We start from the raw sequence: 17,967 nt of genomic DNA on the forward strand, positions 1-17,967 counted from the left end.
CCCTGAGCCGGCTCGCCGGGAGAGCCAGCAGGACGGTGCTCTGTCCCAACCTTTGCATCGTCCTGCTGGCTGGTTTTTTGAGGGAACGATGGTTCGTTTGCAGGAGGAAGCTATGTCCGTCATGTCCGCTGACTCCCTGGAGAGGGAGGACGAGCTGCTGCCGCTGGGTCCTATTGTGGGCCTCCAGGTGCAGACGGCCCCGCTCAAGGTCGCTGAGAGCGAGGAGGAGGAGCCGCGCTACGATCCCGCTCCTCTGCATCCCGTGGCTCAGCTCTGGCTCTCCGTGGACGGCGCTTTTGCGCTGCTTCCAGATGGTCGCCGCTTGCTCGATGTCCACCATCGCGCGCATCCACGCTCACGCAATCGCGGCGGTAAGAACGGGATTTCGCTTGGCTTCACGGCCCACTATCGGGCTATGCGCGCCCGCTTCGGGGATCATCTGAGGGATGGATGCGCGGGCGAGAATATTCTGATTGCCACCGAGCAGCCTGTCAGCCTGGAGCTGCTGGCAAATGGCCTGCTGATCGTGGGAAGCTCCCGCGATCGGCGAGTAGCACTGACCCGGCTGCGCGTGGCGCGGCCTTGTCTGGAGTTCACTCGCTTCGCCCTGGGTCCTGAAGCGGTGCTCGCCTCGCCCCTGGAACTCAAGGCGGCCCTGCAGTTTTTGGATCGTGGCCAGCGCGGCTTCTATGCGACCTGCCCTTCAGCAGAGGCGCTGGCTATCTCCTGCGGCGACCAGGTCTTCGCCTGGCGCGTTCCAGCTCTGCCAGACGATCAGACAGAGGCCACCGCAGGCTGAGCAGGCTCCGGTCCGGCCCAGATCAATTGCCGGCTCGCTTGAGGGAGCGGAGACAGCCGAAGAGGGCCACCAGCGCCAGTAGACCAGTCAGAAGAAAGCTTTGCCAGACCACTGTGGCTCCGAACCTGCCCAGGAAAAGGGCTCGCGCTCCTTCAACCACATAGGCCAGCGGATTGAAGGCAGCCACGCTGCGCAGAGGAGACGGGGCCAGCGTCAGGGGAAGCATGATGCCTGAGAGGAGAACCAGCGGAACACTGAGCGTGTTGAGCAGCGATGAGAGAGCTTCGGCATCGCGCAGGAGAAAGGCCAGGGCATAGGAACAGGCGGCAAGGGCCAAACCGAGCAGGGCAAGAAGCAGCAAGGCCAACAGTAAACCCGCCAGCGAGGCCCGCAGCCCCAGTGGGAGGGCAATCAGACAGATCAACAGCTCCTGAACGAGCAGGATCAGGATATCTAGCAGGATATGGCTCAGAGGAAGAGCCAGACGCGGCACCGGTGCGACAAGGAGACGCTCGACAAAGCCGCTCTGCAGCTCGGCAACTAGCCCAAAGCCGACGTAGCCCGCCCCATAGATGGCCGTCATGACCAGCAGGCCAGGAAGATAGACGGTCATGGCTCCCCCCGCCGGAAAAGCCGGCAGAGCGCTGAGGCTCTGCAGCAAGGGCGCAAAGAGGAGTAGATAACAAAGTGGCTGAAAAAGGCCAAAGATGACCCAGATAGGATTGCGCCAGGTCTGCCGCGCATGGCGCAACCAGAGATAGCCGAGAGAGGTCAACGGTAGCATAGCACTCACTTTCCTTTCCAGACAGGCTGCGTCGGAGGATCAATGAAAGCTTCGGAGGCAGCGGCTTCTCTCAGGGAGCGACCGCTGTAGCGCAGAAAGACCTCATCCAGGGAGGGCCGTTGCAGGACCAGGCGCTCAACGCTGAAACCGGCCTCCTCAAGCAGACGGAGAATGCCAGGCAGAGCGCCTTCTTCCTGCTCCACAGAGAGGCTTAGCTCTCCTTCTTCTCCCGCCCCCAGGTGGATGGCGTGCACGCACGGGCAAGAGCGCAAGAGGGCTGCTGCCCGCTCTCTGGCGCCGGCCTCTACGGAGGGGGCAAGGGTGAGGATGAGGGTCTCGTGAGCGCTCTCCCGTTTGAGCTGAGCAGGGGAGCCGCTGGCAAGGATGCGCCCCTGATCAATGATGGCCAGGCGCGTGCAGAGCTGATCAGCCTCGTCAAGATAGTGGGTGGTCAGCAAAATGGTGGTTCCCTGGGCGCGCAGAGCGAGCAAGTGGTTCCAGAGCTGCCGCCGATTGGCCGGATCAAGGCCAAGAGTCGGCTCGTCTAGCAAGAGCAAGGGGGGAGTATGCACGAGGCCCAGAGCCAGATCCAGACGCCGGCGCTGGCCTCCCGACAGGGTGCCGACAGGTCTGGAAGCGAGATCCGCCAGTTCCAGTTGCTCTAATAGCCCGACAATACGCCGCTCCGCCTCCTTTCCTCTCAGGCCATAGAGATGGGCCTGCAGCATGAGGTCCTCTCGTACGGTTGCCTGGATATCTGTATTTCCGCGCTGACCGACATAGCCTAGAGTACGGCGGATACGCTCCGGGGCACGGCGCAGATCGACCCCAGCGATGGTCACACTGCCACGCTCCGGCAGCAGGAGCGTGGCCAGGATACGCAACAGGGTGGTCTTGCCAGCCCCATTCGGCCCCAGAAGACCAAAGCATTCTCCGGCAGCTACGCTCAGTGAGAGACCGCGCAGGGCCTCGACACTGCGACCTCGCCAGCGATAGCTCTTCCAGAGATCGTTCACTGCGATCAGGACCATAACAAGATGCCTCCTCTCCCGATTTATATACATTCTGAATGTATGTATAGAGGGCAAAAAAACCAGCCTAGGAAGGACGCAGGCCACGGATAAAGATCTCGACGGCCTCGGCAGCATGGGCGCGCAGAGAAAAGGATCGGTGAGCGAGCAGCCAGAGAGTGCTCAGGCCGATCAGCAAGCCGTAGGCGGCGGTGGCCGCCTGTTCGGGAACGATCTCGGCGCGGATCTCACCGGCCTCACGGGCGCGACGGAGGAGTTCGGCAAAGTGGGCGATGCCAGCTTGAATGGCCAGCATCTTCTCGTCAACGCCGCTCTGCAGCTCGGGCAGCATGCCAGTATGCAGGACCGTTAGCTCCAGCATAGCCCGAAAGTCGGCGTCCTCTTCAGGATAGCTCAGCCAGGCCAGCAGTAGCTGACGGAGCATCTCCAGGGGGCTGCTCCCGCCCTCATAGAGCGGCGACAGCTTGCGAGCGGCACGCTGGTACTGTTCGCGCACCAGGGCATTGAAGAGATCAGCCTTACTGCCAAAATGCCATTGAATGGCTCCGCGCGTGATTCCAGCGCGACGCGCGATCTCTTCAAGCGTGGTGGCCGCATAACCCTGCTCAAGAAAGCAGCTCAGAGCTGCCTGCAGCAGCTGCTCGCGAGTCTGGGCCGCCGCCTCTCGCGTTCTTCTCATCGTCGATGCCTTCCTCACAAATATACATACCACATGTATGTTTATTTTGTCAAGAAGCTGGCTGGCAGGGAGGGAGGGCGAGGCCGGAGAGCCGGTGACAGCTATTCGCCGTAGGGGACCCAGATATTCTTGACCTGGGTGGCCTCGCGCAGGAACTCTTCGCCTTCTCCCTGAAGCGGATCAAGCCAGTCGCGGGGGCGACCGTAGTTGACCCAGGTGCGCTTCATGTTACTGGCGGCCGCCAGCTCGACGCGTCCGCTGCCCTCGGCGCTGCCGAAGTACCAGACCGCCTCGACGTCCTCATGCTCGGCCAGCACCTGCACCAAAGGCTCGCGCTCGCCGGTGACGATATTGACCGCGCCGGCGGGCACATCGGACGTTTCAAAGACCTGGTAGCAGTCGGTGGCGCTCAGGGGAGCCTGAGGCGAGGGAATGACGACCAGGGTGTTGCCCATAGCCAGAGCTGGGGCCACCAGCGAGAGAAAGCCCAGGAGAGGGAACTCGTCGGGGCAGGCGATGCCGATCACGCCGACTGGCTCGCGCACGGCCAGTACCATGCCCCGCAGGGGAGGGCGATGAATGGTTCCCTCAAACTTATCGCACCAGGCAGCGTAGCTGAAGAGGCGCGCGATGGCCGCCTGTACCTCTGCCGCTGCCTCGGCGTAGGCCCGGCCCGTCTGTTGGACTAGACGCAGGGCGAACTCCTGCTCGCGAGCGGCCAGGTTCTCGGCAATGTAGAAGAGGACCTGAGCGCGCTGGTGAGCTGATGCCCCGCTCCAGGCGCGGGCAGCGTGGGCGGCCTCGACGGCGTTGCGAATATCCTTGCGGTTGCCGGCACCTACCTGACCGATGATCATGCCCTGGGGATCGCGCACCGGCAGACTGTAGCCGCTGTCGGGACGGACCTGCTTGCCGCCGATAAAGAGCTTGGGGGTTCGATCGATAGGGGGAATGCGTCCCGCCAGATCGGCGAAGACCTCGCTGCCGGCCAGGGCCACTCCATTGCTGCCATTGCCTTCGTGGCCGTTGCCAGTATGGGCTTTGCTTTCGGCTGGCGCCTCCGCCAGGCCGCGGCGTCGTCCGGCTCGCGCCCCGCTTCCTTCCCAGCGCGGGCGCAGGTACTCGTAGAGTCCCTCCCTGCCTCCCTCGCGCCCAAAGCCGCTTTCGCGATAGCCGCCGAAGCCACAGGAGGCATCGAAAAGGTTGGTCGCGTTGATCCAGACCGTGCCGGCCTTCAGACGGGCGGCAACATCGAGAGCCAGATTGATATTCTCGCTCCAGACGCTGGCCGCCAGCCCATAGCGGGTGTTGTTGGCCAGGGCCACGGCCTCCTCGGGCGTGCGGAAGGTCATGGTGACGAGAACTGGGCCAAAGATTTCAACCTGGGCGATGGTCATGGCGGGGGCCACGTTGGTGAAGAGGGTCGGCGGGAAGAAATAGCCTTCGCGTGGGCAGGCCGTCGACGGCTGCCAGAGCTGGGCTCCTTCTTCAAGACCACGCTCCACCAGGCGATTGATCTCGCGTAGCTGGGCCTCCGAGACAATGGCCCCTATGTCGATGGCCTTGTCCAGCGGGTCGCCGACGCGCAGCTTCTCCATGCGGACCCGTACTTTGGCGATGAGACGTTCGGCGATGTTCTCTTGCACCAGGAGACGCGAGCCAGCGCAGCAGACCTGCCCCTGGTTGAACCAGATAGCGTCGACTACTCCTTCGACCACGCTGTCTAGATCGGCATCGTCGAAAACGATGAAGGGCGATTTGCCGCCCAGTTCGAGCGAGAGACGCTTGCCGGAGCCAGCGGTGGCGCGCCGAATGGCGCGGCCCACCTCAGTGGAGCCGGTGAAGGCGATCTTGTTGACGTCGGGATGACGCACCAGGGCCTCACCAACCTGCCCGGCCTCGCCGGTCACGATGTTGACGACGCCCGGCGGCAGGCCGATCTCTTCGACAATCTCAGCGAATTTCAAGGCCGTGAGAGGGGTGTAGCGCGCCGGCTTGAGCACAACGGTGTTCCCCATGGCCAGGGCGGGCGCTACTTTCCAGGCCAGCATGAGCAGGGGAAAGTTCCAGGGGATAATCTGGCCTACTACGCCCAGCGGCTCGTAGCCCGCCAGCTCGCTCTCCATAAGCTGGGCCCAGCCGGCATGGTAGTAGAAATGGCGCGCCACCAACGGAATATCGATGTCGCGCGTTTCGCGAATGGGCTTCCCGTTGTTCAGGGTCTCCAACACGGCCAGCAGACGCGCATGCTTCTGCACATGGCGCGCAATGGCGTAGAGATAGCGCGCCCGCACATGTCCAGGGGTCTTACTCCAGCCTGGGAAAGCGCGCCGCGCCGCGGCTACGGCGGCCTCGACATCGGCGGCGTTGCCAGCGGCTACCTGCGCCAGGACCTTGCCCGTGGCCGGATTGATGGTCTCCAGATACTGGCCGCTGGTTGGTTTGACGCGGCGATTGTTGATGAAGAGATCAAAGGGCTGACGCTGGGCCAGCCATTGCAGGGCTGGCTCTGCCGCCTCCGGCGCCGGCCCATAGTCCATTGACTCGAACAGTTCCAGGACACTCATAGTCACGATACGCCCCCTCAAGGTTTCGCCTGCGAGCCGAAGAGAGACCCTCGGCCAGGGCTTATTGTACCTCGCTCCCCTGCTCCTTTCATAGATAGGGGAATGTCTCACCAGAAAGGGTCCTGCTCCCGCGACGGGCAGCGACCCTTCGGCCCACAACTCCCTGCCCCCACAGGCATCACTTTCCGCCAGAGGAGCGCTAGAGAGGAGCAAGCCCTGGCAGGTTCCTCACAGCCCTGCCAGCCTACTCGCGCTCCCTGCCACAAGCCGGGACCGCCGGACCAGTCCACTTCCGAACGTGCAGCGGCATCTTGCTGACTACGTGGCCGCAGGCGGAACAGGCCCTGTTGCTCGGGAAGGAGCGGTCCGCTACGAGAAGCCTGCAGCCGTACCATTGGGTCCAATACTCCAAAATCCCGAGGGAATTCTCTCCAGCGGCCTCGGCGATGGGCTGCCCCAGATGCGCATTCCGACGGATCCCACTGTTCAACCGCCTGCCTGGCCTTCGCAAGGTGGTTGACAATTTGTGAAGGGATTTCAGCCGAATCCTGCGGATGCGGCGGCGCAGCCGGGCGCGGATGCAAAGCGGAGCCGAGCAGACCTTTTCCGCCTGTCGGATTCCTTCCGCCTGCGGCCGTGCTGCCGCAGAGAGCGGCTCCGGCGCTTCCTCCCCGGTGTCGGGGGTCCGCGGCAGTAGCCATGGGGAGGAGACGCCAGGGTCATCCCATGTGGTACGCATTCCCATCATTCCGCCTCAAAAGCTTCAGGTGTTTCGGATGCACGCTGAACCTGTTGAGCCGGGAACCGGGCCGGGGCCGGATAGCAGGGTGCCCAACCTGTGTGCCCGCATCCCTCCTTCGTGGGCTATCCCCCCGCCCAAGGTCCTCCGTTCGCTCCCCCAGGTAGGACGCTGCGGCAGGCGTGTGGCGAATGGGAAACCCGTCCCTGTCCGTCCCGCACCGGCGCCGCGTTCCCTGCCCCTTCGCCTCGATCCGCACTATCCACATGCCCCGGGTCACGTCGCACACCCTCTCCCGATTCTTGGCACCAGCCGCGTCGATCCAGTGTCTCTTCGGGTAGCCCTGGTTCGAACGGGCGTGTTTCGTCCGGCTTCCCGATCCCAACGCGACCCTCGCCGGGCTTGCGCTCCATACGGTCAGGTGGGCCTCGCCCATGTGATCCCAGCTTGTTCTGCGAACGGCACCGGCTTCGACTCCGTATGCCTGTTTTACCGCCCGCGACAGGGCCTGAAGCTGGCTCGCACACCCCAGGGTGTCATGACCGGGAGAAGGGAGTCCCACAAGGCCATCCGTCTCTGGACCTGGGCTGGTTAACCTCGGACTTGCTCATCGGTCAGTTTCATCCGCATCACCCTGAAGGTTATACCACAGGCGGCTATAGTTTTCCACGAAGATACTCTCTGCTGTCAACCCTCTCCGGCAGTAAGGCTGCACCAGTCCCACGCCGGCCAATCTGTAGCCGATGAGCAAAGTTGCTGACCCAGGCCAGAGCAGCAGCCCGGAGCGACAAAGCAGATCATTCCCCACTCTCTAGCTATCTCCCCAGCGACCTGCCTTCTCTCCTGTGCCTCTTTCAAGACCACAAGACAAGAGACACATGAGCCGACCAGCCGAGCTGCCGATGGTGCAAGCGGCATGGCGCGGCGTGGGGTCCGAAACGAGGAGGGAAGCAGGCGAGAGTCAACCTTACTGGTTAGTGGGCAGACCGGGCGAGAGGGTCCATAGACCGCTTTCGCCGGTAAAATGCTGATTTTCATCATGGACCTCGAAGCTCCCGGCCATCTGGCTACCCACCTTAATCATGCCCTCGAAGACCAGCGTCGCCTTCCCTCCGTAGATAGGTACACTAAAATGGATTGCGCCATGCTGATCGAGGGTGCCGGTGAAAGGACCGCTCTGCCCCAGGCCACTGAAGAAGCCGGAGAAGCGTCCCTGATGCTGCTGCACGTGGGAGAGCACCAGGGGAGTACGCGTATTGGTCAGCAGGTCCTGGGCGGTTCCCACATAGTCGGTGAAAAGGGCTGGGTAGGGGTAAGCCTCGCCAGCCAGCGGCACCTGAGCGGTGGCTCCGGCTGAGGGCGTGGGAGTGGTTGAGGTGGCGGGCCGGGCCAGCAGCGAGCGCCAGGGGCCACTCAGGCCGATGGCCAGCGTGCCCGCTATGAGGGCCAGCAGCAGGGCCAGAGCCAGGGCGCTCAGCACGAGGCGCCGGCGACGGTATCGCTGCCGGCGCTGACTCTCCTGAAGCTTGCGATCCGAGAACAACTCGGTCGAGGCAGCCATTGCCGCCAGCGAGGGCGCCGCCTCCTCGCGGATGGTGACCGCCTCGAGGTCGCTGCGCGCATGGCTGACCAGCGCGCGCCAGAACTCGCGCACGCCGGCAAAGCGCTCCTGGCTGTTGAGGGCCAGGGCGCGCTGGAGGTCCTCGCTCACAGCGCGTGGCAGCTCGGGCAGCAGCTCATGGGCCGGCCTGAGCGGGTCCTGCTCCGCTCCGTTTTGCAGCAGCAGCACGCGCTCAAAAGCATCGCAGGGGAACCGACCCGTCAGCAGCGTGTAGAGGGTCGCCCCCAGCCCATAAACGTCGGTGCGCACGTCGGTCCGTCCGTGCCCTCCATACTGCTCCGGCGCCGCGTAGCCGGGCGTGCCCTGACGGATCGTCGTTGTCATGCCATCGGGGATATAGAGCTTGGCCAGGCCGAAATCGACCAGGACGGCGCCACGCCCAGCGGCAGGGACGATGATATTCGAGGGCTTGATATCTCGATGGATGACGGGCGGCTGCTGGCTATGTAAGTAGTCAAGAGCATCGATAACGGGCTCCAGAGTCGTCAGCAGGTGCACGAGCGGAATGCGCCGTCCAGGAATGAGGCGGCGTAGCTCCTCCAGGTTGGCGCCACGAATGTAATCCATCACTAAATAGCTGCGCTGGTTGCGCACGTCGTCGAAAAAGCGATAGACGCGCGGCAAGGCCGGATGCTGCAGGCGCATCAGCAGGCTGGCCTCCAGCGCCAGGCTACGCCGCTCGCGCTCGGTGGCGGTGACGACCTCTTTGAGAGCAAAGAGCCTGCCCGAGCCGCGCAGTTCCGTTACCAGGTAGACCGAACCGAACCCCCCAGTGCCCAGACAGGCTTCGACACGGTAGCGGGTCTGAGAGGGATCTTTCACAATGGATCCCGTTCTCAGCCTGGCCTGTGTCCTCTGCATCGCTGCCCCCAGCTTATCGACAGGCTTGTGGACAATATTTTCTCCATTATACGAGTTGATCGATAGATAAACAAGAGTTATGCAACTCTCTCTCTGATCAGCGTTCACATGCTATCCTGGAAAGTGAAGCGGCTGGGTGCGATCAGGAAGAGCAACTGGCAACGGGAGCGATCCCGGCAGCTCCCCGGCGGCGAGCAAGCTCTTTTGCCCCACCCGCCCGGCGTCAATGTTCAACCACTCACTTGTGCTTTCGTGAATGCATGGAATGGAGGTCATGCAAATGAGTAAGCCAGAGGATCTGGCCGTCTTAAAGCGGGGCGTGCAAGCCTGGAACACCTGGCGACAACAAGCACAGTCAGGGATCTTTGCCAGGCCAACTTCGATCTACGGTCCAGGGCCGGACCTCAGCGCTGCCGATCTGCGCGAGGCTGACCTTGCCGAGATCAATTTGTGGGCCGTCAACCTGCGCGAGGCGAATCTGAGGGGAGCCAATCTGCAGGGAGCCGATCTTGGGCTGGCTGATCTGCGCGGGGCCATCCTTGAGGGAGCCAACCTCTGCCGGTCATGTCTGGCGGCAGATCTGCGCGGCGCGGACCTGCGCGCAACCCGCCTGGGGGGCGCCGATCTGCGCGGCGCCTGGCTCAATGCCGAGACCAGACTGGAAGGCGCTCTTTTGCAGGAGGTGGGACATGGCAGCGCGCGGGTCTTTGGTCTGGCCTGGTCGCAGGTCAAGCTGACGGCTATCGACTGGGAATCAGTAGAGATGCTGGGCGACGAAGAGCTTCTCTCTTGTGCTCCTGCTTTCAGAAACAGGCCGAACCTGGTCCTGCCCCAGCGCCTGGAGGACTACGAGCATCGCTGGCAATATGAGAGCGCGATCCTGGCCTACGAGGAGCTGGGCCAGGCCCTCAAAGAGCAGGGCCTATCGGCTCAGGCCGCCCGTTTCAAGGAACGGGCACGCTTGCTGCGAGCGCGTCCCGAATACCGGCTGCTTACTCAAGGGAGCCGGAGATGGCGACGGCTCATATAACGAAAGTCCTATGGATAGGACCGCAGGAGCCGGACAGGGGCCAGGGCAGTGGAATGGGTCTGGTTGGCCGTCGTTCGGCCTCGCTTCCTCAAGTCGAGCAGACCGGCCTGCCGCCTGGAAGGCCCAGACCAGGGTGATGGATGGCCAGTTCGTCTCCAAATTGCCCTTTACCCGTAACCATCTCTGTTCGTTCTACCACCAGAAAGCGCATCCGTCTCCGGCCAAACGTTAGGCAGGGACAAGTTGATCTCAGGAGGAGAGCCTATGAGCAACAGCGCGCATCATCATCGTCGGACAGGTGGTCTCCTGTGGCTGCTCGCCGCCATCTGTCTTATTTCCTTTGTTGCCTGGGCGCCAGGTCCCGGCTCGGCACACAAGGCTGCCGCCGCCCCTTCGGCCTTTGTACGCATTATGCACGCCTCGCCCGATATCGGGGTCGCCGACGTTTTTCTCGATGGTCAGCGCGCTCTGAGCAACTTCCAGTTCGGCACGGTCACCGACTATCTGGCCATCCCGCCGGGGCCTCATAAGGTGCAGGTGGCCCTGATCGGCAAAGGGCCGAATGCGGCAGTGATTACGCAGACCCTCTCGGTAGAACCAGGTTTTGCCTATACGGTGGCGGCCATCGGCGTTCAGGCGACCGGCCTCTCTCTGGTGGTCTTCAAGGAGGATAATAGCCTCGTGGCCGGCAAGGCCAAGCTGCGCTTCTACCATCTCTCGCCGGAGGGGGGGCCGGCCACGCTGAGCGCCAATGGGACCCCTCTGATTAAGAACCTGGGCTATCTGCAGGCCAGCGACTACACCCTGCTGACCCCGGGACGCTACACCTTCGATGTCGATCTGGCAGAGCAGCACGTTTCCCAGCAGACGACGCTGGAGGTAGCCGCCAATCAGATTACGAGTATCTTCAGTATTGGGCTAGCGCTGGGGATGCCAAAGCTGGAGCTAGTGGCGCGTCAGGTCGCGGGAACACCGGGCCTGCCAGATACGGGCAGCGACCCCGGCCCCTCCGCTGCCTCTCCTGCTTCATCAGTGGGAGTTCCCTTAGCGCTGCCGCTTGGCCTGACCCTGCTGCTGCTTGTGATCGGCAGCTCTGCGGCCTTCCTCCTGCGTAGCCGCCGCTAGGCATCAGTAGAGAGAGGGAGGTGACGGGAGCTACGGCGAGGAACAGGGTCCGGCACTGGCCACCGAAGAGGGATCTGCCAGACTGGCGGATGCGAAGGCGAAAGTTGAAGGCACTGTTGGGGGTCTGCCCGGTGCTGGTTCTCTTGCTGTCGCTCTGCGGCTGCGGCCTGACCGGGGCGCCCCCCACTTCTCAGCTTCGCGACGGCCATCCGTTGCTGCTGGGAGAGGCCAGTTTGCCCGACCGCTCCCCACATTCAGTGGGGGTGCCCCTACGCTTGCGCATTCCGGCGATTGGGGTGGACGCCACCGTTGAAGCCGTGGGTGTTGCTGCTAACGGCGAATTGGAGGTACCGACCCGCCAGCCCTGGAGCGATGTGGGCTGGTACCGGCTTGGCCCTCGTCCTGGCGAGCGGGGTAGCGCCGTCATCGATGGGCATCTCGATCGCCCTGGAGGGGCGCCGGCTGTCTTCTGGCGCCTGCGCGAGCTACAGCCGGGGGCCGTTGTCCAGGTCCTCGACTCGCAGGGACAATGGAGGTCCTTTCGCGTGCGTTCCCTGGCCTACTATCCGCCGGCCCAGGCCCCGCTGCAGCAGATTTTTGCCGATACCAGCGGCCACTACCTCAACCTGATTACCTGCGCCGGCGACTGGATCCCCAGCGAGCATCAGACGCAGCTCCGCCTCGTGGTCTACACCACTCTGGTCACCTGAAAGGGCGAGGAGCTGCCTCCGGGCCTGGCCGGCATTAGACCAGGGGGTTGTAGTGGGCCGCGGCGTAGTGACCGGTGACGAAGTACGAGAGCTGACGCTCAATATCGGAGAGTAAGCCGCTGGCTCCAATGCGGAAGAGGCGGTTGCTGAGCCACTCGTCACCCAGCTCTTCCTTCATGAGGATCAGCCAGTCGAGGGCCGTTTTGGCGCTGCGGATGCCTCCAGCAGGCTTGAGGCCAACGCGATAACCGGTGCGCTCGTAGTAGTCGCGAATGGCGCGCGCCATTACCAGGCCCGCTGGCAGGGTGGCATTGACGGCCTCTTTGCCGGTGGAGGTCTTGATGAAGTCGGCCCCGGCCATCATGCAGACCAGGCTCGCCATGCCTACGTTGCGCAGGGTGGCCAGCTCGTGCGTGGCCAGGATGGTCTTGAGGTGCGCCTCACCGCAGGCCGCCCGAAAGGCTCGCACTTCGTCGTAGAGGGCCTGCCAGTTGCCGGTCAGAACATGGGCACGCGAGATGACTACGTCGATCTCACGGGCGCCAGCCTGTACGGAAGCCGCAATTTCGGCCAGCTTTTGCTCCAGAGCGATCTGGCCGGCGGGAAAGCCTGTGGAGACGGCGGCCACGGGGATCTGAGTGCCGCGCAGGGACGCGACAGCCACGGGCACCAGGTTGTGGTAGACACAGACCGCGGCGACCTGGATGCGCTCCTCAGGAACACCCAGCTTCTCCAGAAGCTCACGGCGCACGGGACGGCGCGCCTTGGCACAGAGCCGGCGCACGTTTCCAGGGGTATCGTCGCCGGCCAGGGTGGTCAGGTCCAGACAGGTGATGGCCCGCAAGAGCCAGGCCGCCTGCCACTCGCGCTTGACGGTGCGGCGCGTCGGGAGGGTGGCCGCCCGGCGTTCGACGGCGCTGCGATTGACATGCACTTCGCGCAGCCAGCCCAGATCGAGCGGCAGGCCAGGATTGCGTTCCTCCCGGAGCGGGCGCTGCTGCTCCTGAGCAGCCTCCGGCTGGTGCGCTGGCCGCGCACTCACGCCTTGCTCTTGCGCCCCGGTTTCTCTTTTAATGGTAGTCACAGCTCTTCCCCCCATAAGATGGCGAGCGCCAGATAGGGACTGGCTAGCGCTGACCAGGACGAGTTAGCCCGATCAACGCTAGCGCCGGCGGTCGCCCGGCGTTGGTCGAAGGCCCGCTGCGCTTCAGCTCCCTTCGCTTCCTTTGCCCTCTATCATCTTGCACGCGGCAGGCTTTGTCAAGGTGCCGCTCCCTTGCTCGCCTGGGACAATGGCTGGGACGAGGCAGGCGGAGGAATGACTGGCAGCACCAGGGCCGAGGGATGGAGGCGATCGTGGTAGATGCGCTGCTCAGCCACGGCCATCTCGCTGGTGAGGCCCAGGGCTGCGCCGGTGTTCAGGTTGCGGTCATACTTTGGAAAGGCGCTAGAGCTAAGCTGCAGGCAAATACGATGGCCAGCTTTGAAGAGCTGGGCCGTATTCCAGCAATCGATCTCGTAGCGATAGATGCGGCCCGGCTCGATCAGAGTGGGGTGCTCCATTCCTTCACGGAAGCGCGCGCGCACCATGCCATCGCAGAGGCGCCGCCGGAAGCCATCGGGCCAGACATCGATGAGCATGGCCATGAAGTCGGTGTCGGGAGCCGACGAGGAGGCATAGAGTTCGAGGCGCACGGGTCCAGTGACCTCCAGATCTTGCTGCAGCGGGTCGCTGACGTAGACCAGGACATCATCGCGGCGCTGGATGGCGGCGTAGTCGTCAGGTCCCCCGATCTGTGCCGAGGTTGGCTCGCTGATGAAAGGAACAGGTCGCGCTGGATCGTAGCGATAGCTGTCGTACGGCTCATCCTCCGCCGGTGGCTCGAGAGAGAGACGCCCGTCGCCAAAGCGGCTATTGGCGGCCCCGCCGCTGTGCAGATAGAAGTGAGTCCAGCGCGTGCGCGCCAGGGGCCACTCCTGTTCGTCGCGCCAGTAATTGGCGCCCATAATGAAGAGCCGCACAGGCGCAGGACCTGCTTCCTGCGACCTCCCTTTGAGGAAGCGATCGAACCAGCTCCGCTCTTCGGCCTCCAGATCGATGAGAGCCTGGGGGCCGAAGTCGATCTCTCCTAGCTTGCGGCTAGTGTTCACCTGGTGGCCCCAGGGACCCATAAGCAGGCGCTGATTGGCCCGGGCCTCGGGCGTGGCGGCGCGCGTGGTCATGCCAAGATAGTTAAGGGGCGTGCCGACCTGCTCATCGTCGTACCAGCCAGAGATATGCAGGACTGGCACCGCCAGCTCATCAAAGCGACGCTGATAACAGAGGGGCAGCCAGTATTCATCGAGGGAGGAGTGAGCGATCTGCTCACGCCAGTGGGGATTGTAACGTCCAGCTTGCTCATCCATAGTCAGCAGGGGAAGATGCCAGTAGATCCGCTCCCAGTCGATCAGCTCCATTGGCTGATTGACGCGCCCACTGACATAGTGCTCCCAGCAGAGATGCATGGGACTGGGCAGACCCGTTGGCACTTCGACGAAGGGATCAGAGGGGGTGACGAGAACAACCATCGCTTTGAGATGGGGCGGCTGCTGCAGGGCGGCCAGCCATTGAATGCGGCCCGCATAGGAGGCACCCAGCGTTCCGACATGGCCGTCGCACCAGTCCTGAGCGGCGCACCACTCGATGGCATCGTAGCCATCAGGTCCCTCGTGGAGATAGGGAACGAACTCTCCGTCGGAGTCGCCCCGCCCCCGCACATCCATGGCCACGAAGACATAGCCGTAGCGCACGAAGGCCAAGGCCCGCTGAGCTATCGGTAGCTGGGCCTTCAGGTAAGGTGTACGCAGGAGAATGGCCGGCCACGGCCCTGCCCCTCGGGCCGGCAGATAGACATCGGCGGATAAGGTGACACCGTCGCGCATTGGCACGCGCCGATTGAGGAGCAGGCGCGCTTGATTCGAGACCGAGAGAGGCATCGCTGCATGTCCTTTCTCGCCTGGTATGCCTTGCTATCTAGGCTCTGGTCACAGGCGCCTGGCGCACGAGCCGGCTTGCGAGATGAGCCTACTCATACGCCAGGCGCCTCTGTCTGGCAATGGTCAGCAACCACCCTGCGCTCGCCACCGTTCAGGCCGGGAAGCTGGCCTTCTGCTGAGCGTGGAAGGGGGCCAGGGCCTCGTTGGCGGCGACGCTTTTCTCCAGACGCCCTACCAACTCAGCGAAGCGCGCCCCTGGCAGAGCTAAGACCATCTGCGATGGCTCCATGCCGACGTAGGTGCGGGCACCTACACAGCCGAAGCTGAGAGAGGGCTGGGCTGTGCGCAGCGTGCGCGGAATGACTCCGCAGGTCGGGCGCCCAAAGGCGAGCTGGCCCCCCTCCAGCCAGTTGACGGCTCCCTGCGCCTCAGCGACCAGCATCGCCTGCTGCCCATCCAGCAGAGCCAGCACGACATCTGGCTCCACGGGAAAACGGTCGAGACGTCCATAGATAATGGCCGTATGCTTCTTCTCGACGACGGGTAGGCCACGCAGCTCTTCGGGTGAGAAGTAGCCGACGCTGGCCATGGTCTGCACCAGCGACCGGGCTTGCTCGTCAAGAGCAGTGGGCGAGAGGAAGCCCATCGTGACCATACCGATAGGACAGCGCTGATGGTCGCCAGCGGTCGCATAAAAGACGCCCTGCTCGGCCAGGCGCCAGAAGGTACAGGCCGAAGGCACACCCGCTCTCGTGTGCTCGATCCCTGGGGGTACCTCTTCGACAAAGGCCAGCCCTACCGGGGGTCGGACCAGCCCGAGCAAGGTGGTAAAGCGCTCTACTAAATCCCGCTCAATCACACAAAACCATCCTTCCCAGAAGCAGAGAAAGAAACAGAGATCAGAAGTAGAAACGCCTCGCTCGCTCGTTCGCTGGCTCAGCGAGCGAGCGAGCGACTTCGCCCCTTCCTTCCAGTCAGTCAGGTGGAACGGCGAGCACGGGCGGAGAGGCCCTTAAGCCAGTTCCGCTGTCCCGCGGTCGGAACGAAGTCCGGATAGCGCAGGCGCTGGGCCATATTGTAGAGAAACTGGCGCTCGTTGTCCTTGAGGGCGATGCGTCCGCTCTCTAGCAGCGTGAGCAGCTCCTGAACCTGCTCACGCATGAGGGTCAGCTCCGCCAGTGAGGATGGCGCTGCCTCCGTCGGGCCTCGCCTTCGGCTAGCAGGCTCCGCCTCGGCTCCGGTCCGCGGGCCGGAGCGCGCTTCTGGCTGCTGTGAGCGCAGCCACTGCTCGTAAGCGGCTCGATCGTCCTGCCAGGCCCCCAGGCCAGCCAGCTCATCGGCCCGTTCATTGAGAACCTGGCCAGCATGACCGCGGACCCAACCAAAGGACAAAGGCGCGGTGCGATGGTTGACCAGCCAGCGGAATAACTGCCAAAGGTCGGGATTCAGCCGTGCCCGGTAGTCTCCCGTGGCGATCTTGACCGTATACTGGCTGTCGCTCCAGATCTTGAGAGGGCGATCCGGTGGGGCCAGGCTCAAAGCCGCCAGCAAGGCGGCAATCTCTGCCCGATTATTGGTCGTCGTTGCCGCGGGGGGAATATGCCCGTGGGCCTCGATCCGCTCGGCAGGGATCTCGGTCAGCGGCAGATCGAGCCGATCAACCGGCACCAGGATAGCGCTCCAGCCAGCGGGGCCGCCCGGGTTCTTGATGCACGCCCCGTCGGTATAGGCGACCACCGCCGCCTTCCGTCTGAGAGCCGAGCGCACCGCCTCAGCTGAAAAGCCTGCCAACGCCTCTTTGACCGAACGCCACTCCAGCGATTCTGTCTCCTGACTCACTCACTACACCATGCAAGCAGATAATCATGCCGTGTCCACGTGCCTCCAACGCCAGCGCGGAGAGAAGCAGCCACGGCTGCTGTTGTTCTATGGACCCATGATACGGCCCCTGGCGGTCCGTCGTCAAGCAAGCCATCGGCAATCCGAACAACCAGGCCGCTCAGATAGAGGCGCTCGCCGCTCGCGGGATCAAAAAGGGATTCGGTCCGCCACGCCAGGGTCGGTAGCCGGGTTCAGTCGCTCTCAGCTTGGTCAGCGATGGAGGGCAGCCAGCGCCTCCAGCAGTCCCAGCAGCAAGGAGGCGCCAAGCCATAACCAGGGCAGCGGCCGGCCTGCCCGGCGTCTCCTCAAGCGCCGGGCCAGCTCCGGGGGAGGATCGAACCAGCGGCGCGCCGCTGGCCGGAGCAGGTCCCAGGCGACCAGAGGCGACAGTCCACCCAGCGTCACCAGCGTCACCAGAGGCCAGTAGTTTCCTTGATGCACATCGAGCCAGAGGGTATAGACGCCTGCCAGTCCAGCCAGAGCCAGGAGCGTATTGAGCGCTACCTGCACAGAGCGCGCCCAAGGGAGGCCGCGACGCAGTCCCTCGCTACAAAGCAGCAGCAGGAGGGCAAAAGGGAGCGCTGAGAGCAAGGAGAGAGCTGCGTTGAGGCCGGGCGAGAGCCAGGGGAGAGAGAGCGAAGGAGAGAGTCCCAGCCAGTGCGCCAGCAGAGGCAGCGTCAGCAGCTGCACCAGCAGGCCCCAATCGAAGAGCAACGCCAGCAGCACCGCGCGCGGAGGTCGCAGTAGCTCCTCCGGCACCTGGGGAACGGATCCCTGCGGGCCAGTGACTTCCTCTCTCACCGGCGCCTCCTCCTTCGCCTTCTCGCCGTATAGCCTATCTATCGATCCATCAGGCAAGCTCGCTCGGGGCTGGTCAGGACCGGGCCAGCCTCGTCTTGCTCATCTGGCCCGGTTGCTCCGACTGGCGTCTACCGGGCCGACGAGCGGCGCAGTTCACCAGCCGAGCGAGCTGCAGCTGAGCGACGGGACGGAAAAGGGCACTTAACGATGGATCAGGGCCTTAACTGCCTGAGCAATATGATGGGCGTCGATGCCAGCTTCCTCTAGCTGCTCCTGGGGCTTGGCCGAGCCAGGCATCTCCTGGACTGCCAGCTTCACCACCCGTGGCAGAGCCCCGGCGCGCTGGGTGAAGGCCTCCAGCAC

At 63.7% G+C, this 17,967-nt stretch carries 14 protein-coding genes; 4 read left to right on the top strand and 10 right to left on the bottom strand.

Going from position 1 to position 17,967, the window contains the following annotated elements; translation table 11 throughout:
* Positions 1-112: 112 nt before the first annotated feature.
* On the top strand, positions 113-799 hold the full coding sequence (locus ACFMO7_RS06900) for a hypothetical protein (protein ID WP_376794786.1): 687 nt from the start codon (positions 113-115) through the stop codon (positions 797-799).
* A gap of 22 nt (positions 800-821) precedes the next feature.
* Here the strand turns inward: ACFMO7_RS06900 and ACFMO7_RS06905 are convergent, their stop codons facing one another.
* The 5 genes from ACFMO7_RS06905 to ACFMO7_RS06925 form a co-directional block, all read right to left on the bottom strand.
* Positions 822-1,583, bottom strand: coding sequence for an ABC transporter permease (locus tag ACFMO7_RS06905; protein WP_376794787.1), 762 nt, complete (start codon positions 1,581-1,583; stop codon positions 822-824).
* Between the two features lie 5 nt (positions 1,584-1,588).
* The gene (locus ACFMO7_RS06910) at positions 1,589-2,614 is read right to left on the bottom strand and encodes an ATP-binding cassette domain-containing protein (protein ID WP_376794788.1); all 1,026 of its coding nucleotides are present in this window, start codon (positions 2,612-2,614) and stop codon (positions 1,589-1,591) included.
* A 67-nt stretch (positions 2,615-2,681) separates the two neighbouring features.
* Entirely contained in the window at positions 2,682-3,293 is a 612-nt protein-coding gene (locus ACFMO7_RS06915) for a TetR family transcriptional regulator (protein WP_376794789.1), read from the bottom strand.
* A 101-nt stretch (positions 3,294-3,394) separates the two neighbouring features.
* Complete coding sequence (locus ACFMO7_RS06920) at positions 3,395-5,860, bottom strand: aldehyde dehydrogenase family protein (RefSeq protein WP_376794798.1); 2,466 nt, start codon at positions 5,858-5,860, stop codon at positions 3,395-3,397.
* Between the two features lie 1,706 nt (positions 5,861-7,566).
* Positions 7,567-9,081: a serine/threonine protein kinase gene (locus ACFMO7_RS06925; protein WP_376794790.1), complete on the bottom strand. Its 1,515-nt coding sequence runs from the start codon at positions 9,079-9,081 to the stop codon at positions 7,567-7,569.
* A gap of 280 nt (positions 9,082-9,361) precedes the next feature.
* Here ACFMO7_RS06925 and ACFMO7_RS06930 point away from each other — a divergent pair, with 280 nt between their 5' ends.
* From ACFMO7_RS06930 to ACFMO7_RS06940, 3 genes are all read left to right on the top strand, one after another.
* Complete coding sequence (locus ACFMO7_RS06930; protein WP_376794791.1) at positions 9,362-10,111, top strand: pentapeptide repeat-containing protein; 750 nt, start codon at positions 9,362-9,364, stop codon at positions 10,109-10,111.
* Between the two features lie 264 nt (positions 10,112-10,375).
* Entirely contained in the window at positions 10,376-11,236 is an 861-nt protein-coding gene (locus tag ACFMO7_RS06935) for a DUF4397 domain-containing protein (protein ID WP_376794792.1), read from the top strand.
* Positions 11,237-11,340: 104 nt separating this feature from the next.
* Positions 11,341-11,946 carry a class F sortase gene (locus tag ACFMO7_RS06940; RefSeq protein WP_376794793.1) on the top strand — a complete coding sequence of 202 codons (606 nt, stop codon included), beginning with the start codon at positions 11,341-11,343 and terminating at the stop codon, positions 11,944-11,946.
* A 34-nt stretch (positions 11,947-11,980) separates the two neighbouring features.
* On the opposite strand, the gene deoC is transcribed toward ACFMO7_RS06940, so the two are convergent.
* The 5 genes from deoC to ACFMO7_RS06965 form a co-directional block, all read right to left on the bottom strand.
* The gene (deoC, locus tag ACFMO7_RS06945) at positions 11,981-12,910 is read right to left on the bottom strand and encodes a deoxyribose-phosphate aldolase (RefSeq protein WP_376794799.1); all 930 of its coding nucleotides are present in this window, start codon (positions 12,908-12,910) and stop codon (positions 11,981-11,983) included.
* 296 nt (positions 12,911-13,206) lie between these two features.
* Entirely contained in the window at positions 13,207-14,922 is a 1,716-nt protein-coding gene (locus tag ACFMO7_RS06950) for a CocE/NonD family hydrolase (RefSeq protein ID WP_376794794.1), read from the bottom strand.
* Between the two features lie 151 nt (positions 14,923-15,073).
* Positions 15,074-15,781, bottom strand: coding sequence for a DUF169 domain-containing protein (locus ACFMO7_RS06955; protein ID WP_376794795.1), 708 nt, complete (start codon positions 15,779-15,781; stop codon positions 15,074-15,076).
* 119 nt (positions 15,782-15,900) lie between these two features.
* Positions 15,901-16,761 carry an RNase H family protein gene (locus tag ACFMO7_RS06960; RefSeq protein WP_376794796.1) on the bottom strand — a complete coding sequence of 287 codons (861 nt, stop codon included), beginning with the start codon at positions 16,759-16,761 and terminating at the stop codon, positions 15,901-15,903.
* A gap of 252 nt (positions 16,762-17,013) precedes the next feature.
* The gene (locus ACFMO7_RS06965; protein WP_376794797.1) at positions 17,014-17,604 is read right to left on the bottom strand and encodes a hypothetical protein; all 591 of its coding nucleotides are present in this window, start codon (positions 17,602-17,604) and stop codon (positions 17,014-17,016) included.
* Positions 17,605-17,967: the final 363 nt, after the last annotated feature.

It is taken from the genome of Thermogemmatispora sp. (assembly GCF_042408735.1).
Classification (GTDB): domain Bacteria; phylum Chloroflexota; class Ktedonobacteria; order Ktedonobacterales; family Ktedonobacteraceae; genus Thermogemmatispora.